The organism is Anaerostipes sp. 494a (genome assembly GCF_001940315.1).
Taxonomy (GTDB): Bacteria; Bacillota; Clostridia; order Lachnospirales; family Lachnospiraceae; genus Anaerostipes; species Anaerostipes faecalis.
The window spans coordinates 849,886-867,203 of the sequence record NZ_MJIF01000001.1; the positions used below are offsets into that span (position 1 = coordinate 849,886).

The following is a 17,318-nucleotide window of genomic DNA, read 5'->3' on the forward strand; positions in this document are numbered from 1 at the left end:
TCTATAAAACATATTTTTCAATCGCATATGCTACTCCATCTTCATCATTGGTTTTTGTAACAAAATCAGCAATTGCCTTTAATTCTTCCCTTCCATTTTCCATAACAACACCTATTCCTGCCACTTCGATCATTTTTGTATCATTACCGGCATCTCCGCAGGCCATAATCTGATTCATTGGAATATTAAGATATTGTGCCAGATGAGTCAATCCATCACCCTTGTCACACCCAAACTGATTCACTTCGATATTATTTGTCAGAGAGCTGACAACACTGGCAATATTTAATCCGGTTAATTCATCTATACATTTTTCCCGCTCTTCCATATCATCAAAGAAACCTTGAATTTTTTCAATTCCTTCAGGGTCCTTCTCTATGTATTCTCTAAGGTTATCCACTTCCAGACGAGTCTCATGAACCATTTTATAAATATGCTTTTCTACATTGTAATCCTCCAAATGATTCAGGAATCTTCCTTCCATATAACCCTGTCCATTTTTATAAATATCCTGCGTACAATGATATTTATCCATAACATCAAACAGCTGAAATACTGTTTCTTTCGATAGGTGGTTGGTATAAATAATTTTATCTTCTTCCTTATCATATACTGTAGCCCCATTACAACAAAGTGCAAATCGCACTCCTTCTATATTACGCAGCTCTTCTGGAATCGCCTTAAAAATCCTTCCTGTAGCTGGTACTATCTGTACCCCTTTTGCAATAGCCGCTTTCAATACATCCTTAGTATGCTCTGAAATCTGCTTGTCGCTGTCCAGCAAAGTATTGTCCAAATCCATAGCAATTAATTTAATTTCGCTCATAATCATTCCTCCGTAAAAAAGTAGTTCTGAATATTAATCTGAAGGCTAATATATCCCTGATATTCATTGATCACAGGATAATATGTACACGTAATCAATCGCTTATCCCCCATTTTTTCCCGGAAACTGTCCTCTTCCTCAAAAATCATACCATCAATTCTGGTACCTTGGCTACTCTTTAACGATAATTTAATTACATTTTTACCTTTTCCAAATACCATAACCTTTTCAATTCTTAGTTTTCGATGAGCAAACAGTGGTTTTTTATTTTCTTTCCCAAAAGGCTCCAAAATTGAAAGCTGCTGAATCAAATCTAAATTCAGATAATCTATCGGCATATCAATATCAATATGAACTTTTTTTATAAAATCTTCTTCCTTCAGGCTGCAATTCTCATTGATTTTATCGCGAAATATATTAATCATTTCTTTTTCCATAGAACATCCTGCAGCCATTGGATGCCCTCCAAACTTTGTAAAAACATCACCTATTTTCATCATTTCCTCAAACATGGAATACTGTTCGATTGAACGCCCCGAACCTTTGATTCCTTCTTCAGCATCTGTCAAGACAAAAACAGGATGATGTACACGATCCTTTACACGTCCTGCTATAATTCCCGCGATACTCTCATGGCATTGAGGCAGATAAATTACCAATACCTTGTCCCCTGATTCCAGATATTTTTCTGCCTGTTCAAGAGACTGCTCCACTCCTTCCTCTGTCAGTCTCTTTCTCTGTTCATTTAAGTCCTTTAATTCTTGTGCCGTAACAAGTGCCGTCTCCATATCATTTTCCAGGAACAGGTACATGACTCTCTCTGCTGTATCCAAACGTCCGCTGGCATTCATACATGGACCGATAACAAATCCAAGATCATATGATTTTAAATCTTTATGTTCCATCTCATGCACTTTCAGCAATGCTCTCAGCCCTGTATTTTGAGTTTCAGAAATTCTTTTTAAGCCTTCTTTGACAAAAATACGATTTTCACCTGTCAGATCTACTACATCACATACAGTTGCAATTGCGAGAAAAGCCAGTAATGGTTCCAGCTCCTTCTGATCCTTTCCCATCTCATGATACAATGCACGCATAAACTGAAAAGCCACACCTGCTCCGCACAGATAAGGATATGGATAACTGCACTCTTTTTGCTTCGGATCAATAACCACATCTGCCGGCGGCAAAATTTCTCTTCTGCTTCCATCTTTAAGGATTTCAAAAGGAACCTCATGATGATCTGTTATGATCATAGTAAGTCCATTGCTTTTTCCAAAGGAAACTGCCTCTTTTGCAGCTATGCCATTATCACATGTTATAATAGTATCTACCTGATCCTTTAGAGCTTTCTCTATTAAATGTTCATTAATCCCATACCCGTCTGTCACTCTGTTTGGAATCGTAAAATCAATTCTTCCACCCAGATTATCAATTCCTTTTAACAAAATGTAATTAGATACAATCCCGTCTACATCATAATCAGAAATAATCCGAATTTTCTTCTTTTCATGAATTTTTTGTTTTAGGATTTCTATTCCTTCCCGTATTCCCTTCATCAGAAAAGGATTCGAGATTTCAGATAAATTTCCATACAAATATTTTCTGATTTCATCTTCCTGGATAATTTCTCTATTACGTATAAGTCTTGCAATTACAGGATCTATATGAAATTGTTTAGCAATCTTCTGAAAATCTGCCTTTTTTTTATATATAAACCACTGTTCCATTTTTCTTCTCCATCATGTCAGAAAAAGAGCACTTAGATATTTCTAAATACTCTTTCTGATACAATTTTTATTTTCTTTTTTTCTTTTTCTTTTTTTTACGATTAGGATTTGCTGTTATTTTTTTAGGCATTTGCTGTTCATCCTGCTGCTTTTCCGGTCTGGCCTGATATTTATCTTTTTCCTTTCCTATTCTGGTTTTCATAAAATACCAAAGCGGACCTGTAAGAAATACAGATGAAAAAGCTCCGCCTATAACACCTACCATTAATGTCAGAGAGAATTCTTTTAATGAAGAAACACCAAGCACAAATAAAACAAATACCATAACAAATGTTGTCAAAGATGTATTAATTGTACGTGTTAATGTCTGACAGATACTGCTATTTACAACATCTTTAACCTGATATGGTTTTGCAGTCTTCAGATTTTCTCTGATACGGTCAAATATTACAATGGTTGAGTTAATGGAATAACCTATGATTGTCAGCATGCAGGCAATAAAAGTACCTCCAACAGCCAGTTTTCCAATGGAATAGGCTGCAAACACAACAAGCACATCATTAATCAGTGCAATAATCGCACTTGATCCAAACTTCACATCTTTAAATCTGATTGCAATATAAATTAACATACATACTGTAGAAATCAAAACTGAAATAAACGCATCTCTCTGCATCTCACTACTGATTGTTGAGCTGATATTTTCTGTAGCTACAGATGTAGCATTGTAATCGGTTTTTAATGTTTTCTCAATTTGTTTTCTCTGATTTAAACTTAATTCCACGCTTTTGATTACCATCTGATTATTTGCCTTCACCTTCTGGCTCTGAACAGATGAAGATTTGCTTACTTTTTCATAGGCAGCAACCACTTTTTTCTCTAAAGAATCATTAACTTTTTGGTTTTTGTCAAAAGTAATAGTTGAAGCTGTTCCTCCTGAAAATTCCAGATCGTAGTTCAATACAGTACCAATCTGACTTTTATTGATTGGCAAAAATGCCAGTCCTGCAACAATGATAACTGCTGCCACTGCTACATATTTCTTTCCTGCTTTTACAAAATCACGCTTCTTGATTGTTCTTGCTTTTCCATATAATTTTGGATTACGCAATCCAAATGTATATGCCGAATTTATAAGAAGTCTGCTGATCACCAGTGCTGTAAACATGGAAATTGCCACACTCATTCCAAGAGTCTGTGCAAATCCTTTAACTGTACCTGATCCTTTAAACCAAAGTACCAGTACTGCAATCAAAGTGGTCACATTTCCATCGATAATGGCAGAAGCAGCTTTACCGAATCCCGATTTAATTGCTGCGCCAACACTTTTACCTGCTGCAATTTCCTCCTGGATTCTTGCATAAATGATAACATTGGCATCCACTGCCATTCCGATACCTAAGATAATACCTGCCAGACCTGGCAATGTCAGTGTAACATTGAATCCATTTAATGCCAGAAGAGTCATCAGCAGATAAATTGACAGAGTTACACAGGCAATCGCACCTGGAAGTGCATAAAATCCAATCATGATAAGACACACTATTCCAAATCCTATGATACCTGCTTTAACTGTAGTCTCAATGGCATCCACTCCAAGTTTTGCAGATACAACATTTGAGCGCAGTTCTTTTAATTCTACAGGTAATGATCCAATTCGAATAGATGATGCAAGATTCTCTGCTGCCTCATAACTTTCCATTCCATCAATGGTACATTCTCCTTTTGTAATTGCTTCCTTAACATTCGGAGCACTGATAATCTGGTTATCATAAATAATATAGATTGGTTTTCCAATATTTTCTTTTGTAGCTTTTGCAAAGGCTTTTGTCCCTTTAGCATCAAATTCCAATGCAACCAGATATTCTTTCTGTCCTGTAGTCTGATCTTCGTTCGTTACTGCTTTTGCACGTTTAACATTCTGTCCTGTCAATATTGTAGACATTTGATTCTGGGTTGTAGTTTTACCGTTTTCTTTTACTTTTACTTCTTTCATTGTTGCAAAAGAAAGACTTCCCGGTTTCCCCAGCTCATCAAGAATTTTATTTGCATCTGAGACACCAGGAATTTCAATATTGATCCGGTCTTTACCCTCTCTATAAACCTCAGCTTCCGTACTGTATCCTTCCACACGTTTCTGAAGCTTATAAACAGTATCTTTCATATCACTTTCAGATACATTTTTTCCATCTACTTCATAAGTGATGCTAACTCCTCCGGCAAGATCCAATCCAAGTTCAATATTACTTGCACGTCCAATCTTTTCCTTTGTGATACCTTTCGTTGTAATAAAAACTCCAAATGCACATAAAACGATCAAGGCCACGAGACCTGCAATATATCTTCCCTTCTTATTCTGCTTCTTCATTTTCTGTCTCCTCTTCCAGTGCAAGTGCTGCTTTTACCATCAGTGCACATTCCACACGTTTACGCTCCAACTGACATCCAATTTCATAGGTTCCATTAATTGTCCCATTAAAATTATAGGAATTAGCACTGCATCCTCCACTGCAATAAAATCTCGCAAAACACTTTTTACATTCATCTTTTGTATATACACAACTTGCTTTAAAGTCTTTTACGATATCTTCTCTGGAAATTCCATCAAAGACATTTCCCATGCAAAATTCTTCCTGACCTACAAACTGATGACATGGATAAAGATCTCCCCATGGAGTAACTGCAAGATATTCAGTTCCTGAACCACATCCTGATAAACGTTTTGCCACACAAGGGCCGCCTGTCAAGTCAATCATAAAATGGAAAAATGTAAAGCCTCTGCCTTCCTTCTCACGTTTGACCATTTCCTTTGCAAGTTTATCATATTCTTTCATGATTTTTGGCAGATCCTCTTCTGTAATAGCATAGTCTTCCGTTTCAGGTGCAACTACAGGTTCCACAGAAATTTGCTGGAATCCTTCATCTGCCAGATGAAATACATCTTTTGAAAAATCCAGATTATGGTGTGTAAAAGTTCCTCTTACATAATATTTCTGCTGATTTCTGCTATCAGCAAATTTTTTAAACTTGTCTATGACAAAATCATAACTACCTTTTCCATTTCTAAACGGACGCATAAAATCATGAACTTCTTTTCTTCCATCCACACTTAATACTACATTATCCATTTCCTTATTGGCAAATTCCATAATATCATCGTTGAGGAGTACACCATTGGTTGTGAGAGTGAATCTGAACTTCTTATTATTAGCTTCTTCTAAAGAACGTCCATAAGCAACTATTTCTTTTACTACATCAAAATTCATTAATGGCTCTCCACCGAAAAAATCCACTTCCAGATTGCGCCTGTTTCCTGAACTTTTTACAAGAAAATCCAATGCCTTTTTTCCAACTTCTGCACTCATAAGTGCACGACGCCCTTTGTATTCTCCCTCTTCTGCAAAACAATATCTGCATGCCAGATTACAATCATGAGCAATATGAAGACATAACGCCTTTACAACAGTTGGACGTTCTTTAAATTCACAAATATACTGTTCATAACAGTCTTCTGTAAATAAAACTCCTGCCTCTTTTAATTCTGTCACTTCTTTATATGCTTCTCTAATGTCCGCTTCATCATATTGTGTAAGCTTTTCCTGGATCTCTTCCAGGGAATAATCCTCGTATAAAGCAATAACTTCATAACTAAGATCATCAACAACATGAACAGAACCGCTGGCAACATCGAGAACCATGTTGTATCCATTGTTCTTATACTGATGAACCACTTTCTTTATTCTCCCTTTATTCTATATATTCTTACAATAATATCTGTACATAAGGAAATGAGGCGGCCCTCACGGAACGCCTCACCTTACAAATCATTATTTGATTATTTACTGTGTTCGCAAGTCTGATTTCCTACTGTACAAGATGTTTTACAAGCTGACTGGCAAGATGTCTGGCATTCTCCACATCCACCTTTTTTCACAGTATTTTGTAAAGTTTTATTTGTCAGAGTTTTAATATGTTTCATCTTATCTTCCTCCTATTATCTAATAAATAACTTGGAATATTATATCATATCCTTTTATAGTTGACAATGGCTATTTCTTTCTTATAACTTTTTATTGGCAGGTTCCATATTAATGGTTTTCCCTTTTATTTTAGCTCTTTTCATGCTATACATTACCTCTCTGGCAACATCCTTTGGCACTTCTACAAAGGTATATTTATCATGCATATCGATTGCACCTACCAAATCTCCTGAAATATTTGATTCTCCTGCAATTGCACCAAGAATATCTCCTGGTCTTGCACCATTTTTTCTTCCAATATTTATAAAAAGACGGGCCATTCCTGTTTCTGCACCTGTGTCCTCAAATTCATCATAGTTTATTTCTGTATCATTTTCCTGGAGATTTTTCTTCAAAAAGGCAGCGGCTATCTCAAGAGCTGTATAATCACTTTCGTTAATAAACCCATCAACCATTTCTACATATTTGTCCATATGATTATCATCAATAATTCCTGAGATTTCCTGAAGCAGATTTTCAGATTTAGTCATCTGCACATCATTATAACTTGGAATTGGCATCGCTTTAATTTTTGTTTTGCAGTAACGCATAATATCCCGAAGTTTATATATTTCTTTTCCTGCTACAAAAGTAAATGCATTACCTGTTCTTCCTGCACGTCCTGTTCTTCCAATTCGATGAACATAAAACTCATCATCCTGGGGAAGGTCATAATTAAATACCGCATCCACATCATCAACATCAATTCCTCTTGCGGCTACATCTGTTGCCACGAGAATATCCACGCGTCCTGTTCGAAAACTTTTCATAACTCTGTCACGCTGGCTCTGCTTCAAATCTCCATGAAGACCTTCAGCAAAATATCCCCTGTCCTTTAGCTGCTGTGCCACTTCATCTGCCATACGCTTTGTATTACAAAATACTACAGATAACTTTGGAGCATACATATCCAGCAGTCTGCAAAGAACTTCGAGTTTTTTCTTAGGACGAACCTCATAGTAATACTGCTCAATATTAGGTACAGTTAATTCTTTTCGAACAACTTTTATTACCTTGGCATTATTCTGATATTTTTTTCTCAAGTCCATTATTGGTTTTGGCATAGTTGCAGAAAATAACAATGTTTGACGTTCCTCTGGCAATTGTTCAAGAATCGTCTCAATATCCTCACGAAATCCCATATTTAACATTTCATCTGCTTCATCTAAAATGACTGTTTTTATAAAATCTGTTTTTAACGTATGACGCCTCAAATGATCCATAACTCTTCCAGGGGTTCCAACAACAATATTCACTCCATTTTTTAATGAACGAATCTGATTGGTTATATTCTGACCTCCATATATTGGCAACACCTTTGCTCCATGCATAAATTTTGCCAATTTTCGAAGTTCATCTGCAACCTGAATTGCCAGTTCCCTCGTTGGACATAAAATAATAGCCTGCGGCTTTTTCAACTTGGTATCCAGCAGTTCCAATACCGGGATTCCAAAAGCCGCCGTTTTCCCTGTTCCTGTCTGTGCCTGTCCCACAAGATCTTTTCCTTCTAATGCCAAAGGAATGGTTTTTGCCTGAATTGGTGAAGCCGCTTCAAATCCCATTTCTTTCACTGCTCTTAATATTTTCTCATTTAAATTTAAGTCATTAAACTGAATTGTTTCCATAATACCTTCTTGTCTTTCTTATTTGATCGTAAAATAACAAAGCGAATAAGTCCCTAGATGTTCTCCATCTTCCAAACTTTTGAAAATAAAGACTTATCCGCTTTGAGTAACGTTATCAAATATATCATATTATTTTCAGGCACGTCAAGGAAATATCTTCATGCTATCATTCCACCCAGCATACCACCTGCTGTGCATAATAAAAATACGGTTATTTTTTCTCCTGACAACAGCAGTGTATTTTCATGAATCAGCAGAGAAACTCCTAATAAAATCAGAAAATACAGCATACCGGTTATAAGTCCCCATACAAATTTTCTTTTTCCTATCTTTTTACCAACCATGGCTCCCGCTAAAACAGAAGAAATAATATAGGTTATCGTAATACCAACATTTGCAATCTTATCTCCACTTCTTAACTGATACATAAGAAAGGCCAAAATACATAAAATAATCCCTGCAATAATATAAGAAATAACCAGGCTCTGAACTACAATAAAACTTTTTTTTCCTGCTTCCATAAACCATCCTCCTCATATCATCAATTTATGCTATTATTTTGGCATCTATTCCTTTTTGTGTTAGACTAAGAATATAAAATCTAAAATAAAGGAGGCACTATGATAGATTTGCATATTCATTCCACCTATTCCGATGGAACTTGTTCACCTGCTGACATTATTAAAAAGGTAACAGAAAAAGGACTTTATGGATTTTCCCTCACCGATCACGACACTACTGAAGGAATTCCTAAAATTATTGAGTGTAGCATTCCCCAAAAAATTCATTTCCTTCCTGGTATCGAAATTTCCTGTGATACTCCTAAGCATGAAATTCATATATTAGGATATGGAATTAATTATAAAAGTGAAACTTTAAACCAGACTCTCTCTGATCTTCGACAAAAGAGAATGCAGAGAAATCTTGATATGATTGCTCTGTTTCAAAAAGACGGATACCCTATAACTTTAGAAAAATTGCAAAACGGAAATCCTAATACAGTAATTACCCGTGCCCATTTCTCCAGAGTTCTTATTGAAGAAGGTATTTGTAAAAATTCTGATCAGGCATTTAAAAAATATTTAGGAGATACTTGTAAATATTATCTTCCAAAACCTTTTTTTCATCCTAAAGATGCTTTAAAACTTATACTGGATGCAAATGGTATTCCCGTTCTGGCACATCCCTTTCAATATCATTTCTCAAGTCTTGAAATTGAGAATCTTATCAGAGAATTAATGACCTACGGGTTAAAAGGACTGGAAATATATCATTCCACACATCATCTGGGGCAGATAACAAAACTGCTGGAATGGCAGAAAAAATATCACCTTTTAGGTTCCGGAGGTTCTGACTTTCACGGAAACAACAAACCGGATATTGTCATAGGAACCGGAAGAGGTGGTATGTATGTTCCAGATCATCTATTTAATCTTCTGGAGCATGCATCTGCCGGCACCTTATAAATAAAAGAAAAAAAGGAACCTGTTATTTCAGGTTCCTTTTTTCTACGCTTCTTCCTGCTGAGCATTTGCCTTTTCAACTGCGGAAATTGCTGCTTTCTCCATTGGAATTCGACAATGTTTATCATTTCCAAATTCTACGATGATTGTACTATCATCTACAGTATCCACAATAACCCCGTAAAAACCACTAACAGTCAAAACACTATCTCCTACCTCTAGAGATCCCATTAATTCTTTCTTTTCCTGTTCCTGTTTTTTCTGTGGACGAATCATTAAAAAGTACATCATTCCAAACAGTAAAACAAGCATTAAAATTGTTGACCCTGTTCCGTTCATTTGTTTCCTCCATAATTAAAGATATCATTAACCCATCATGCCTTCGAGTTTTTGACTTTTATATTCTTTGTATCTTCCTTCCTCTATGGCATCACGAATCTCACCCATCATTGTATTATAAAAATATAAGTTATGCAAGACACATAATCGCATTCCTAACATTTCTTTCGCTTTTAACAGATGCCGTATATACGCTCTGCTATAACTTTTACACGCCGGACACTGACATCCTTCTTCTATAGGGCGATGATCCAGTTCATATTTCTTATTAAACAAATTCAGCTTTCCATGATTAGTATACACATGTCCATGTCGTCCATTTCTTGTTGGATATACACAATCAAAAAAATCCACTCCACGGTCTACTGCTTCCAGAATATTGGCAGGTGTCCCTACCCCCATAAGATACGTAGGTTTATTTTCCGGAAGGTATGGTACTGTCTCATCCAAAATACGGTACATTTCCTCATGGCTTTCTCCTACGGCAAGACCCCCAAGAGCATATCCGTCCAGATTCATATCTGAAATCGTCTTTGCGTGAGCAATTCTAATATCCTCAAAGGTTCCACCTTGATTTATTCCAAATAACATCTGATTAGGATTTACAGTGCCTTCCAATGAATTAAGACGATTCATTTCTTTTTTACAACGCTCAAGCCATCTTGTAGTTCGATCCACTGAATTTTGCATATACTCTCTTGTCGCAGGATGTGGCGGACATTCATCAAACGCCATGGCAATTGTTGAGCCGAGATTTGATTGGATCTGCATACTTTCCTCAGGACCCATAAATATTTTTCTTCCATCGATGTGAGAAGAAAATGAAACTCCCTCTTCTTTAATTTTTCTAAGTTTTGCAAGTGAAAATACCTGGAATCCTCCAGAATCTGTAAGAATCGGCCGATCCCAATTCATAAATTTGTGAAGTCCTCCATATTCTTTAATCAACTTATCTCCAGTTCGCACATGAAGATGATAGGTATTAGATAATTCAACCTGTGTTCCAATCGCCCTTAGATCATCTGTACTTACTGCACCTTTAATCGCTGCCACTGTTCCTACATTCATAAAAACAGGTGTCTCAATTGTGCCATGAACAGTTTTAAGACGTCCTCGCTTTGCTCTTCCATCTTTTGCTATTAATTCATACATTATTTCACCATTATTCATAAAGTTTTTTTACATTATCCATTGTTGCTGCAAGATTCTTCAATAATCCATCCAGAATTGTAATAGCTGCCATAGATTCTACCACAACAACTGCACGCGGGACAATCATTGGATCATGTCGTCCATGAATCTCAATTTCCACATCCTGACCATCTCTGTTTACTGTTTTCTGAGTCTGTGCAATAGAAGGAGTTGGCTTTACTGCCGCTCTGAATAAAATTGTACTTCCATCACTGATTCCCCCTAAAATACCGCCTGAATGATTGGTACATTTAAGAACATTCTCTCCCTGCATCATAAAAGCATCATTATTTTCTGATCCTTTTGCATCTGCCACCTGAAATCCATCTCCGATTTCAAATCCTTTTACAGCACCAATTGATAAAACTGCTTTTCCAAGCTGTGCACTTAATTTATCAAAGACCGGATCTCCTATTCCTGGTTTCATTCCTGTAATAACACATTCAATGGTTCCACCTACAGAATCCATCTCCTTTATCATCCGATCTGCTTTTTCCTGCACTTTAGCAGCTGCCTGTGCATCTGGCATATAAAAAGGATTATTTTGAATTTCATCTTTATTGAAATGATCACGGGAAATCTTGATTCCGGCAATAGACTCAGCATAGGCTGTAATCTGAATTCCAAGTTCACTAAGGACTTTTGCTGCAATTGCTCCTGCTGCCACACGCCCAATGGTTTCTCTTCCTGAAGAACGACCTCCTCCTCTGTAATCACGGAAACCATATTTCATATCATAAGTATAATCTGCATGTCCAGGTCGATAAACATCCTTTATATTACTATAATCTCTGGATTTCTGATTTTCATTGTAAACAACCATAGAAATTGGTGTTCCTGTAGTTCTACCTTCAAAAACACCTGACAAAATAGAAACTCTGTCCCCTTCTTTTCTCTGAGTTGTATATCGGGACTGTCCTGGTTTTCTTCGATCCAGATATTTCTGTATATCATCTTCACAGAGTTCTAAACCTGCCGGACATCCATCAACCACAACGCCAAGACCGGCACCATGAGTTTCTCCCCATGTGGTTATCTGAAATAATGTTCCAAAACTTGATCCTGCCATATGTAATCCCCTCTATAACTTAATATTAGCCAACAAATCTCCAAGACTTGTTCCTGCTGCCTCTTTCTCTGTATATTCTATACCTGTTTCTTTTGCTTTCTTTTCTTCTTCAGCATCTTCTTCTAAAGCTTTCATGCTCAGACTTACTTTTCCATCAGCAACTTTTATAATTTTAACTGTTACCTTCTGTCCTTCTTTTACCATCTCTTCCGGACTTTTAATTCTTTTTTTACTGAACTGGGAAATATGGATTAATCCGCTGATTCCATCACCAATATCAACAAACGCACCATATGGCATAAGATTTTCTACAGTACCTTCTACCACTGTTCCAACTTTCAGCTGCTGAATTTTTTCCTGTAAAGCTGCATGTTCTTTCTCAATTTCCACAGCCTTTGCTGATAAAACAAGTCTCTGATTTTCTTCTTCAACTGTGATAATCTTTGCCTCTACCTCTTTCTGAAGCCACACATTTAAATCCTCCACATACTTTGTGGATAATAAAGAAGCTGGAATAAATCCTCGAACACCTTCCACGTAAACGATTACTCCTCCATTTACTACTCCACCAACAGTCAGGGAAAGAACTGTACCTTCTTCTTTCATCTGTTCCAGATTTGCCCATACCATTGCTTCACTGTTTTCTGCTTTCTCTAAAGATTCTTCCAGTGCTTTTCCAAAGTCTTCATTTGTTTCTTTTATTTCTTCTGCCATAATTCTTTTCCTCCATCTAATAAAACATACATGAATAATATTATAGCATAGATTTATTAAGATTATAACCTTGTAACTTCCTTTTTTCTAATTCTTACAGCCAGCCACAAAAAAACAAATAATATTACCAATAAGCATCGATCATCATCTTTATGCTGTTTTCTCTGTTTCCCTTTTACCACTTTGACCATCTGTTTTGGCGTAATCTTTTTAACCGCAAACTTCATGGTTAAATTTGTTAGATTTCCTGCTCTGTCTGTAGATTTAACATGAATCAGATGTTTACCTGGTTCTAATATCTTTAAAATCACCAGATTTCTTTTAAACTTTATTGGAACTCCATCTAAAATTATTCTGACAAACTTATCTTCTTTCTTTTTAGTCTGGATCCGAATCTTCTGACCATACCAGCTGTTATGGTTACTATCTATTCCATTCGTCATAATCTCAGGTGCTTCTGTATCATAAACAAATTTCATTTTTTCTGACTCTGCCGTATTTCCAGAGGAATCAATCAATAATGCTTCTATTATATATTTCCCATCACTTTTTATCGGTTCCCTTGCTTCCAGTAAATTACCGTTCCATCTATATTCCTTATTTTCCCCGTTTATTTTATATTTTACTACTTGAACAGGTTCTAGACTTTCCACCTTAAAAGCCGGAATAAATTTTTTCTTTCGAATATAGCTATTTTGAAGATTTTTATCTGATAATTGTATTTTAATTCCCTTTTTATTTACAATAAAATGTCTTTTGACTTTCGAAAAATTCCCTGCATAATCTTTTGCATATATTTCCAGACAATAATAGCCATCTTTTTTTATTGTAGCTGGTATCCATCTGTCTCCATTAAGATAAATTCTTTCACTATCTTTTTTTCGATTGGAATCTGATATCATTATCTTAATTTTTACATTATTTTTATATGAATCATAATCTCTGATTCCATCAAGAATAATCTTAGGTCTCTCATTATCAATTTGAAATTGTTTTTTTATGGTATTGCTTTGATTTCCTGCATAATCTTTTGCTTTGATACTTAAATACTGTTTCCCTTCTGAAGAAAAGTCTACAACAATACTATATCCATTTGAAAAATTTTTCCACTGAGAACCTATTCTCCCAGTTGTCTCTATCTGAACATCTTGTTTATTCAGATTTAAATCTCTGATATATATTTTTACTTTTTGTTTTTTACAATATTCAGAATTTCTAAATGGATATATATATTTCACTTTTATCTGCGGTTCTAACCGATCAATCTTCACATAATCAGTTTCCGACTGATTTGATATATTTCCAGCTTCATCAACGCACCACCCATACCATTTATATATTCCATCTTCTTTCGCTTGTGGAATCTTATTTTTCATAGTACAGGTTTCGCCTGTTGTTACATTTTTCATTTTTGCAAAAAAGAAAACTTCAGGACCTTTTTCCTTTAAAATCCTACATTTTATTTCTGGAATTTTTTGATACCATCTATTTTCCTTAAAATGATTCTGCACAAATTCAGGTGGATCAGGTGAAGTTTTCCACAATCGAACAGGTATTGTAACTATGCTTCCCTCTTGTCCTGCATTGGAAACAGTCCGAAAGGAAATGACACCTTCAAAATTTTCATCAAGAGTCAGCTGACCATCTTTCATAGTTGTCCATGATTGTCCAAAAAATTTATACTCATACCGTGAAACTCCTGACAAAGATTCCCCTTTTCTAGCTTTTATATTAATATTTTTTGAAGTCCACGTTCCCAGATTATAATCCCCAACATCAATTTCCGGTCTTTCCGGAGAATTTATTTCAACATATATGGTTTTTATTTCTTCTTGTCCACTTTCATGCTCTATTTTAATAGAATAGATTCCTTCTTTTTCGAAATACAATTCTGCCATTGTTTCATCCTGCCATTCAACGTCCTGCTCCTGATGATTCACAAACAGTTTAATATCATCTGGTAAAACATTTTCTACTAATTGTATCTCTAATTTTACACTACTTTGAAAATATGGTGCATTTCCACCTCCTGTAAATTTCAAATCCCATAATTTTTCATCCCCTTTCACCTGTATCCCTGTCCAAAAGGCAAGACATAAAACAACGAACAATCCAAATATTATTTCCCCTTTGATCTTTAATACACTCATAATCCCAATCTCTCCTTTAACTTTGATGCCTTATTACCAGTAATATCTGCCTTCTTCTTTCCTTTTCTATATATCTGTTTTGCTTTTTCCCACTGGTTATAACGGCACAGATATATACAATAATCAATATATGCATCTGGAAAATGAGGATACTTTTTTATAAATATTTCATAATCAGAGTATATCTTTTTACCATGTTCTTCTTGAAAAAGCAGATATCGCCGATAATAATTCCATGCCCTGTAAGGCTCTTCTTCCTTTTTCATATATCTTTGAATAAAAGATACAAAAAGCTCTTTCTCACCTTTATTGGCAAGTCTTTCATAAATTTCCACTTTCTCATTCAATAAAAACTCTTTCTCTGACTTTTTTTGTTGTATCTCCATATCTTCAATTATTTTCAGGGCTTTTTTCAATGGACTTCCATACTTTTCAAGATAATCTTCATAGGTAATGTACATTTTTAAAATATATTTCTTCCTGAAAAAACTTTTGGAATCTTTCTCACAAAGATAAAGATTTCTCCATAAATCTTTATAATCTTTTTTACCTTCTTCATCATTTTCCCATTTTTCCAGACTTTTCCATGGTGATATAAAAGAAACATTTTCTTTCTTTTCAGGTTTCCACAAAATCTGAATAAAAATAATCAGAATACCGGCACAAAAAATCTGTTTTTTTACCCTTTCTTTTTTTACCAGTTTTAATAACTCCATTTCCACATCTTTTACATCCTTATAACGCTTATCCAAACTTTTAGATGTACAGATACCTATAATATTCCCCATCTTTTTCCTCATTTTTTCAGGACAGCAGTAATCTAATATTTTCCCTAAGCTAAATATATCTGCCTTTACATCAGCTTTATGTCCTGGAATATATTGTTCTGGAGCAGCAAAACCTTTAGTTCCACAGCCAGTATTATTCTCTCCAAAATAGACAGAAGCACCAAAATCCACAAGATATAGTTTTTTTGAAGAATGTATCATAATATTTTCTGGTTTCAAATCCATATATACTATCTTGTTTTTTCCCTTATGTATCCACTCCAGTATCTGACACAACTGTATGCCCCACTTAAGATACCGTTTGCAATTTGGCATACCATGAACTCTAATGTATTCTCTCATATTCATTCCCTGAAGATATTCCATAATTAAATATAATTTTCCATCTTCTATCTCATAACCGTAATAATCAGGAATTCCATCATTACCTGATACCTCCTCAAAAACACTTTTTTCCTTCCATCCCTGTAAATTATAATCAATAGATTTTATGGCATATTTTTTTCCTGTACCCTGTTCACGGACTAAAAAGACTTTCCCCATTCCTCCTTCTCCCAGCAAAGACAATATTTGAAATCTTTTTAATATTATTTTTCCGGAACTTTTATTAAAATACATGAAAGATTATCCAGCTCCCCCCTCTCCTTTACTTTTTGAAAACATCTTTCCACCCATATTTTCATTATTTCCTCTGATGCATCTACCTGATATATTTCTTCTTCCTCAAGCAAACTATAAAAACCATCGGTACAGAGTAAAAACTCCATCCCAGGTCGAAGTCGTCCATTATAACAATCCACTCGTATATCTTTTGTAACACCAACACATTGTATCAAAATATGTCTTCTTGGATCTTTTCGTGCCTGTTCTTTACTTAAATGTCCTGCTTTAACTTCAAGCTGAACCAACGTATGATCCGTTGTTACATACTTTCTTCTGTGGTCAAACCAATATGTTCTGGAATCTCCCACATTTAATACAAAAAACTGATGATCCATAACAAACAGCAACGTTAATGTACTTCCCATGGCATCCTCTACTCCCTGGCTCATAAGTAAAAGATTGCTATTTGCTTTTTTTATTAAACGAATCAACTCCTTTTGTATATCTTTTATATTTCCATTCTCCAGAAAAGCAGGAAGTGATTCTTCAAACCACTGTTTTAGTATTTCAATAATATATCTGCTTGCTATTTCTCCCCGACGTAATCCTCCCATTCCATCACATACCGCAGCCAGTAAATACAATCTTCCTTTATATTCTCTTTGTTTTAACAAATAAGCGTCCTGATTTGTCGGACGCCCATTTCCAATATCTGTCATTTCAACTGAATGAATCATATATACTCCTTTCAAAGACCAAGGGAAATCATTTTGCTTTCCCTGCATAGAAAAAACCTTGCAA

15 protein-coding genes are annotated in these 17,318 nt (G+C 35.3%); 1 reads left to right on the forward strand and 14 read right to left on the reverse strand.

Going from position 1 to position 17,318, the window contains the following annotated elements; translation table 11 throughout:
• Position 1: 1 nt before the first annotated feature.
• The 7 genes from BHF70_RS04365 to BHF70_RS04395 all read right to left on the reverse strand — a co-directional run bounded on the left by BHF70_RS04365 (position 2) and on the right by BHF70_RS04395 (position 8,721).
• Positions 2–826, reverse strand: coding sequence for a Cof-type HAD-IIB family hydrolase (locus BHF70_RS04365; RefSeq protein WP_075759120.1), 825 nt, complete (start codon positions 824–826; stop codon positions 2–4).
• 2 nt (positions 827–828) lie between these two features.
• Positions 829–2,556, reverse strand: coding sequence for a single-stranded-DNA-specific exonuclease RecJ (gene recJ / locus BHF70_RS04370; RefSeq protein WP_075759121.1), 1,728 nt, complete (start codon positions 2,554–2,556; stop codon positions 829–831).
• 67 nt (positions 2,557–2,623) lie between these two features.
• Complete coding sequence (locus BHF70_RS04375; RefSeq protein WP_075759122.1) at positions 2,624–4,924, reverse strand: protein translocase subunit SecDF; 2,301 nt, start codon at positions 4,922–4,924, stop codon at positions 2,624–2,626.
• A complete protein-coding gene (scfB, locus tag BHF70_RS04380; RefSeq protein ID WP_075759123.1) occupies positions 4,908–6,287 on the reverse strand; it encodes a thioether cross-link-forming SCIFF peptide maturase in 1,380 nt (459 codons plus the stop codon). The genes BHF70_RS04375 and scfB overlap by 17 nt, the downstream gene beginning before the upstream one ends.
• 104 nt (positions 6,288–6,391) lie before the next feature.
• Positions 6,392–6,535, reverse strand: coding sequence for a six-cysteine ranthipeptide SCIFF (scfA, locus tag BHF70_RS04385; protein ID WP_009203580.1), 144 nt, complete (start codon positions 6,533–6,535; stop codon positions 6,392–6,394).
• Between the two features lie 81 nt (positions 6,536–6,616).
• Positions 6,617–8,200, reverse strand: coding sequence for a DEAD/DEAH box helicase (locus tag BHF70_RS04390; RefSeq protein WP_075759124.1), 1,584 nt, complete (start codon positions 8,198–8,200; stop codon positions 6,617–6,619).
• Positions 8,201–8,358: 158 nt separating this feature from the next.
• Complete coding sequence (locus tag BHF70_RS04395) at positions 8,359–8,721, reverse strand: TIGR04086 family membrane protein (protein ID WP_075759125.1); 363 nt, start codon at positions 8,719–8,721, stop codon at positions 8,359–8,361.
• Between the two features lie 99 nt (positions 8,722–8,820).
• Between BHF70_RS04395 and BHF70_RS04400 the strand changes: the two genes are divergently transcribed.
• Positions 8,821–9,666, forward strand: coding sequence for a PHP domain-containing protein (locus BHF70_RS04400; RefSeq protein WP_075759126.1), 846 nt, complete (start codon positions 8,821–8,823; stop codon positions 9,664–9,666).
• Positions 9,667–9,708: 42 nt separating this feature from the next.
• Here BHF70_RS04400 and yajC read toward each other — a convergent pair whose 3' ends face one another.
• The 7 genes from yajC to BHF70_RS04435 form a co-directional block, all read right to left on the reverse strand.
• Entirely contained in the window at positions 9,709–10,002 is a 294-nt protein-coding gene (gene yajC / locus BHF70_RS04405) for a preprotein translocase subunit YajC (protein WP_075759127.1), read from the reverse strand.
• Between the two features lie 27 nt (positions 10,003–10,029).
• Positions 10,030–11,154, reverse strand: a complete 1,125-nt coding sequence (gene tgt / locus BHF70_RS04410; protein ID WP_075760522.1) for a tRNA guanosine(34) transglycosylase Tgt — start codon at positions 11,152–11,154, stop codon at positions 10,030–10,032.
• A gap of 10 nt (positions 11,155–11,164) precedes the next feature.
• Positions 11,165–12,262, reverse strand: coding sequence for a chorismate synthase (gene aroC / locus BHF70_RS04415; RefSeq protein ID WP_075759128.1), 1,098 nt, complete (start codon positions 12,260–12,262; stop codon positions 11,165–11,167).
• 12 nt (positions 12,263–12,274) lie between these two features.
• Positions 12,275–12,976, reverse strand: coding sequence for a S1 RNA-binding domain-containing protein (locus BHF70_RS04420; protein ID WP_075759129.1), 702 nt, complete (start codon positions 12,974–12,976; stop codon positions 12,275–12,277).
• A 62-nt stretch (positions 12,977–13,038) separates the two neighbouring features.
• On the reverse strand, positions 13,039–15,126 hold the full coding sequence (locus BHF70_RS04425; RefSeq protein WP_075759130.1) for a hypothetical protein: 2,088 nt from the start codon (positions 15,124–15,126) through the stop codon (positions 13,039–13,041).
• Positions 15,123–16,532, reverse strand: a complete 1,410-nt coding sequence (locus BHF70_RS04430) for a serine/threonine-protein kinase (protein WP_075759131.1) — start codon at positions 16,530–16,532, stop codon at positions 15,123–15,125. Before BHF70_RS04430 ends, BHF70_RS04425 begins: the two co-directional genes overlap by 4 nt.
• The gene (locus tag BHF70_RS04435) at positions 16,502–17,254 is read right to left on the reverse strand and encodes a PP2C family protein-serine/threonine phosphatase (RefSeq protein WP_075759132.1); all 753 of its coding nucleotides are present in this window, start codon (positions 17,252–17,254) and stop codon (positions 16,502–16,504) included. The genes BHF70_RS04430 and BHF70_RS04435 overlap by 31 nt, the downstream gene beginning before the upstream one ends.
• Positions 17,255–17,318: the final 64 nt, after the last annotated feature.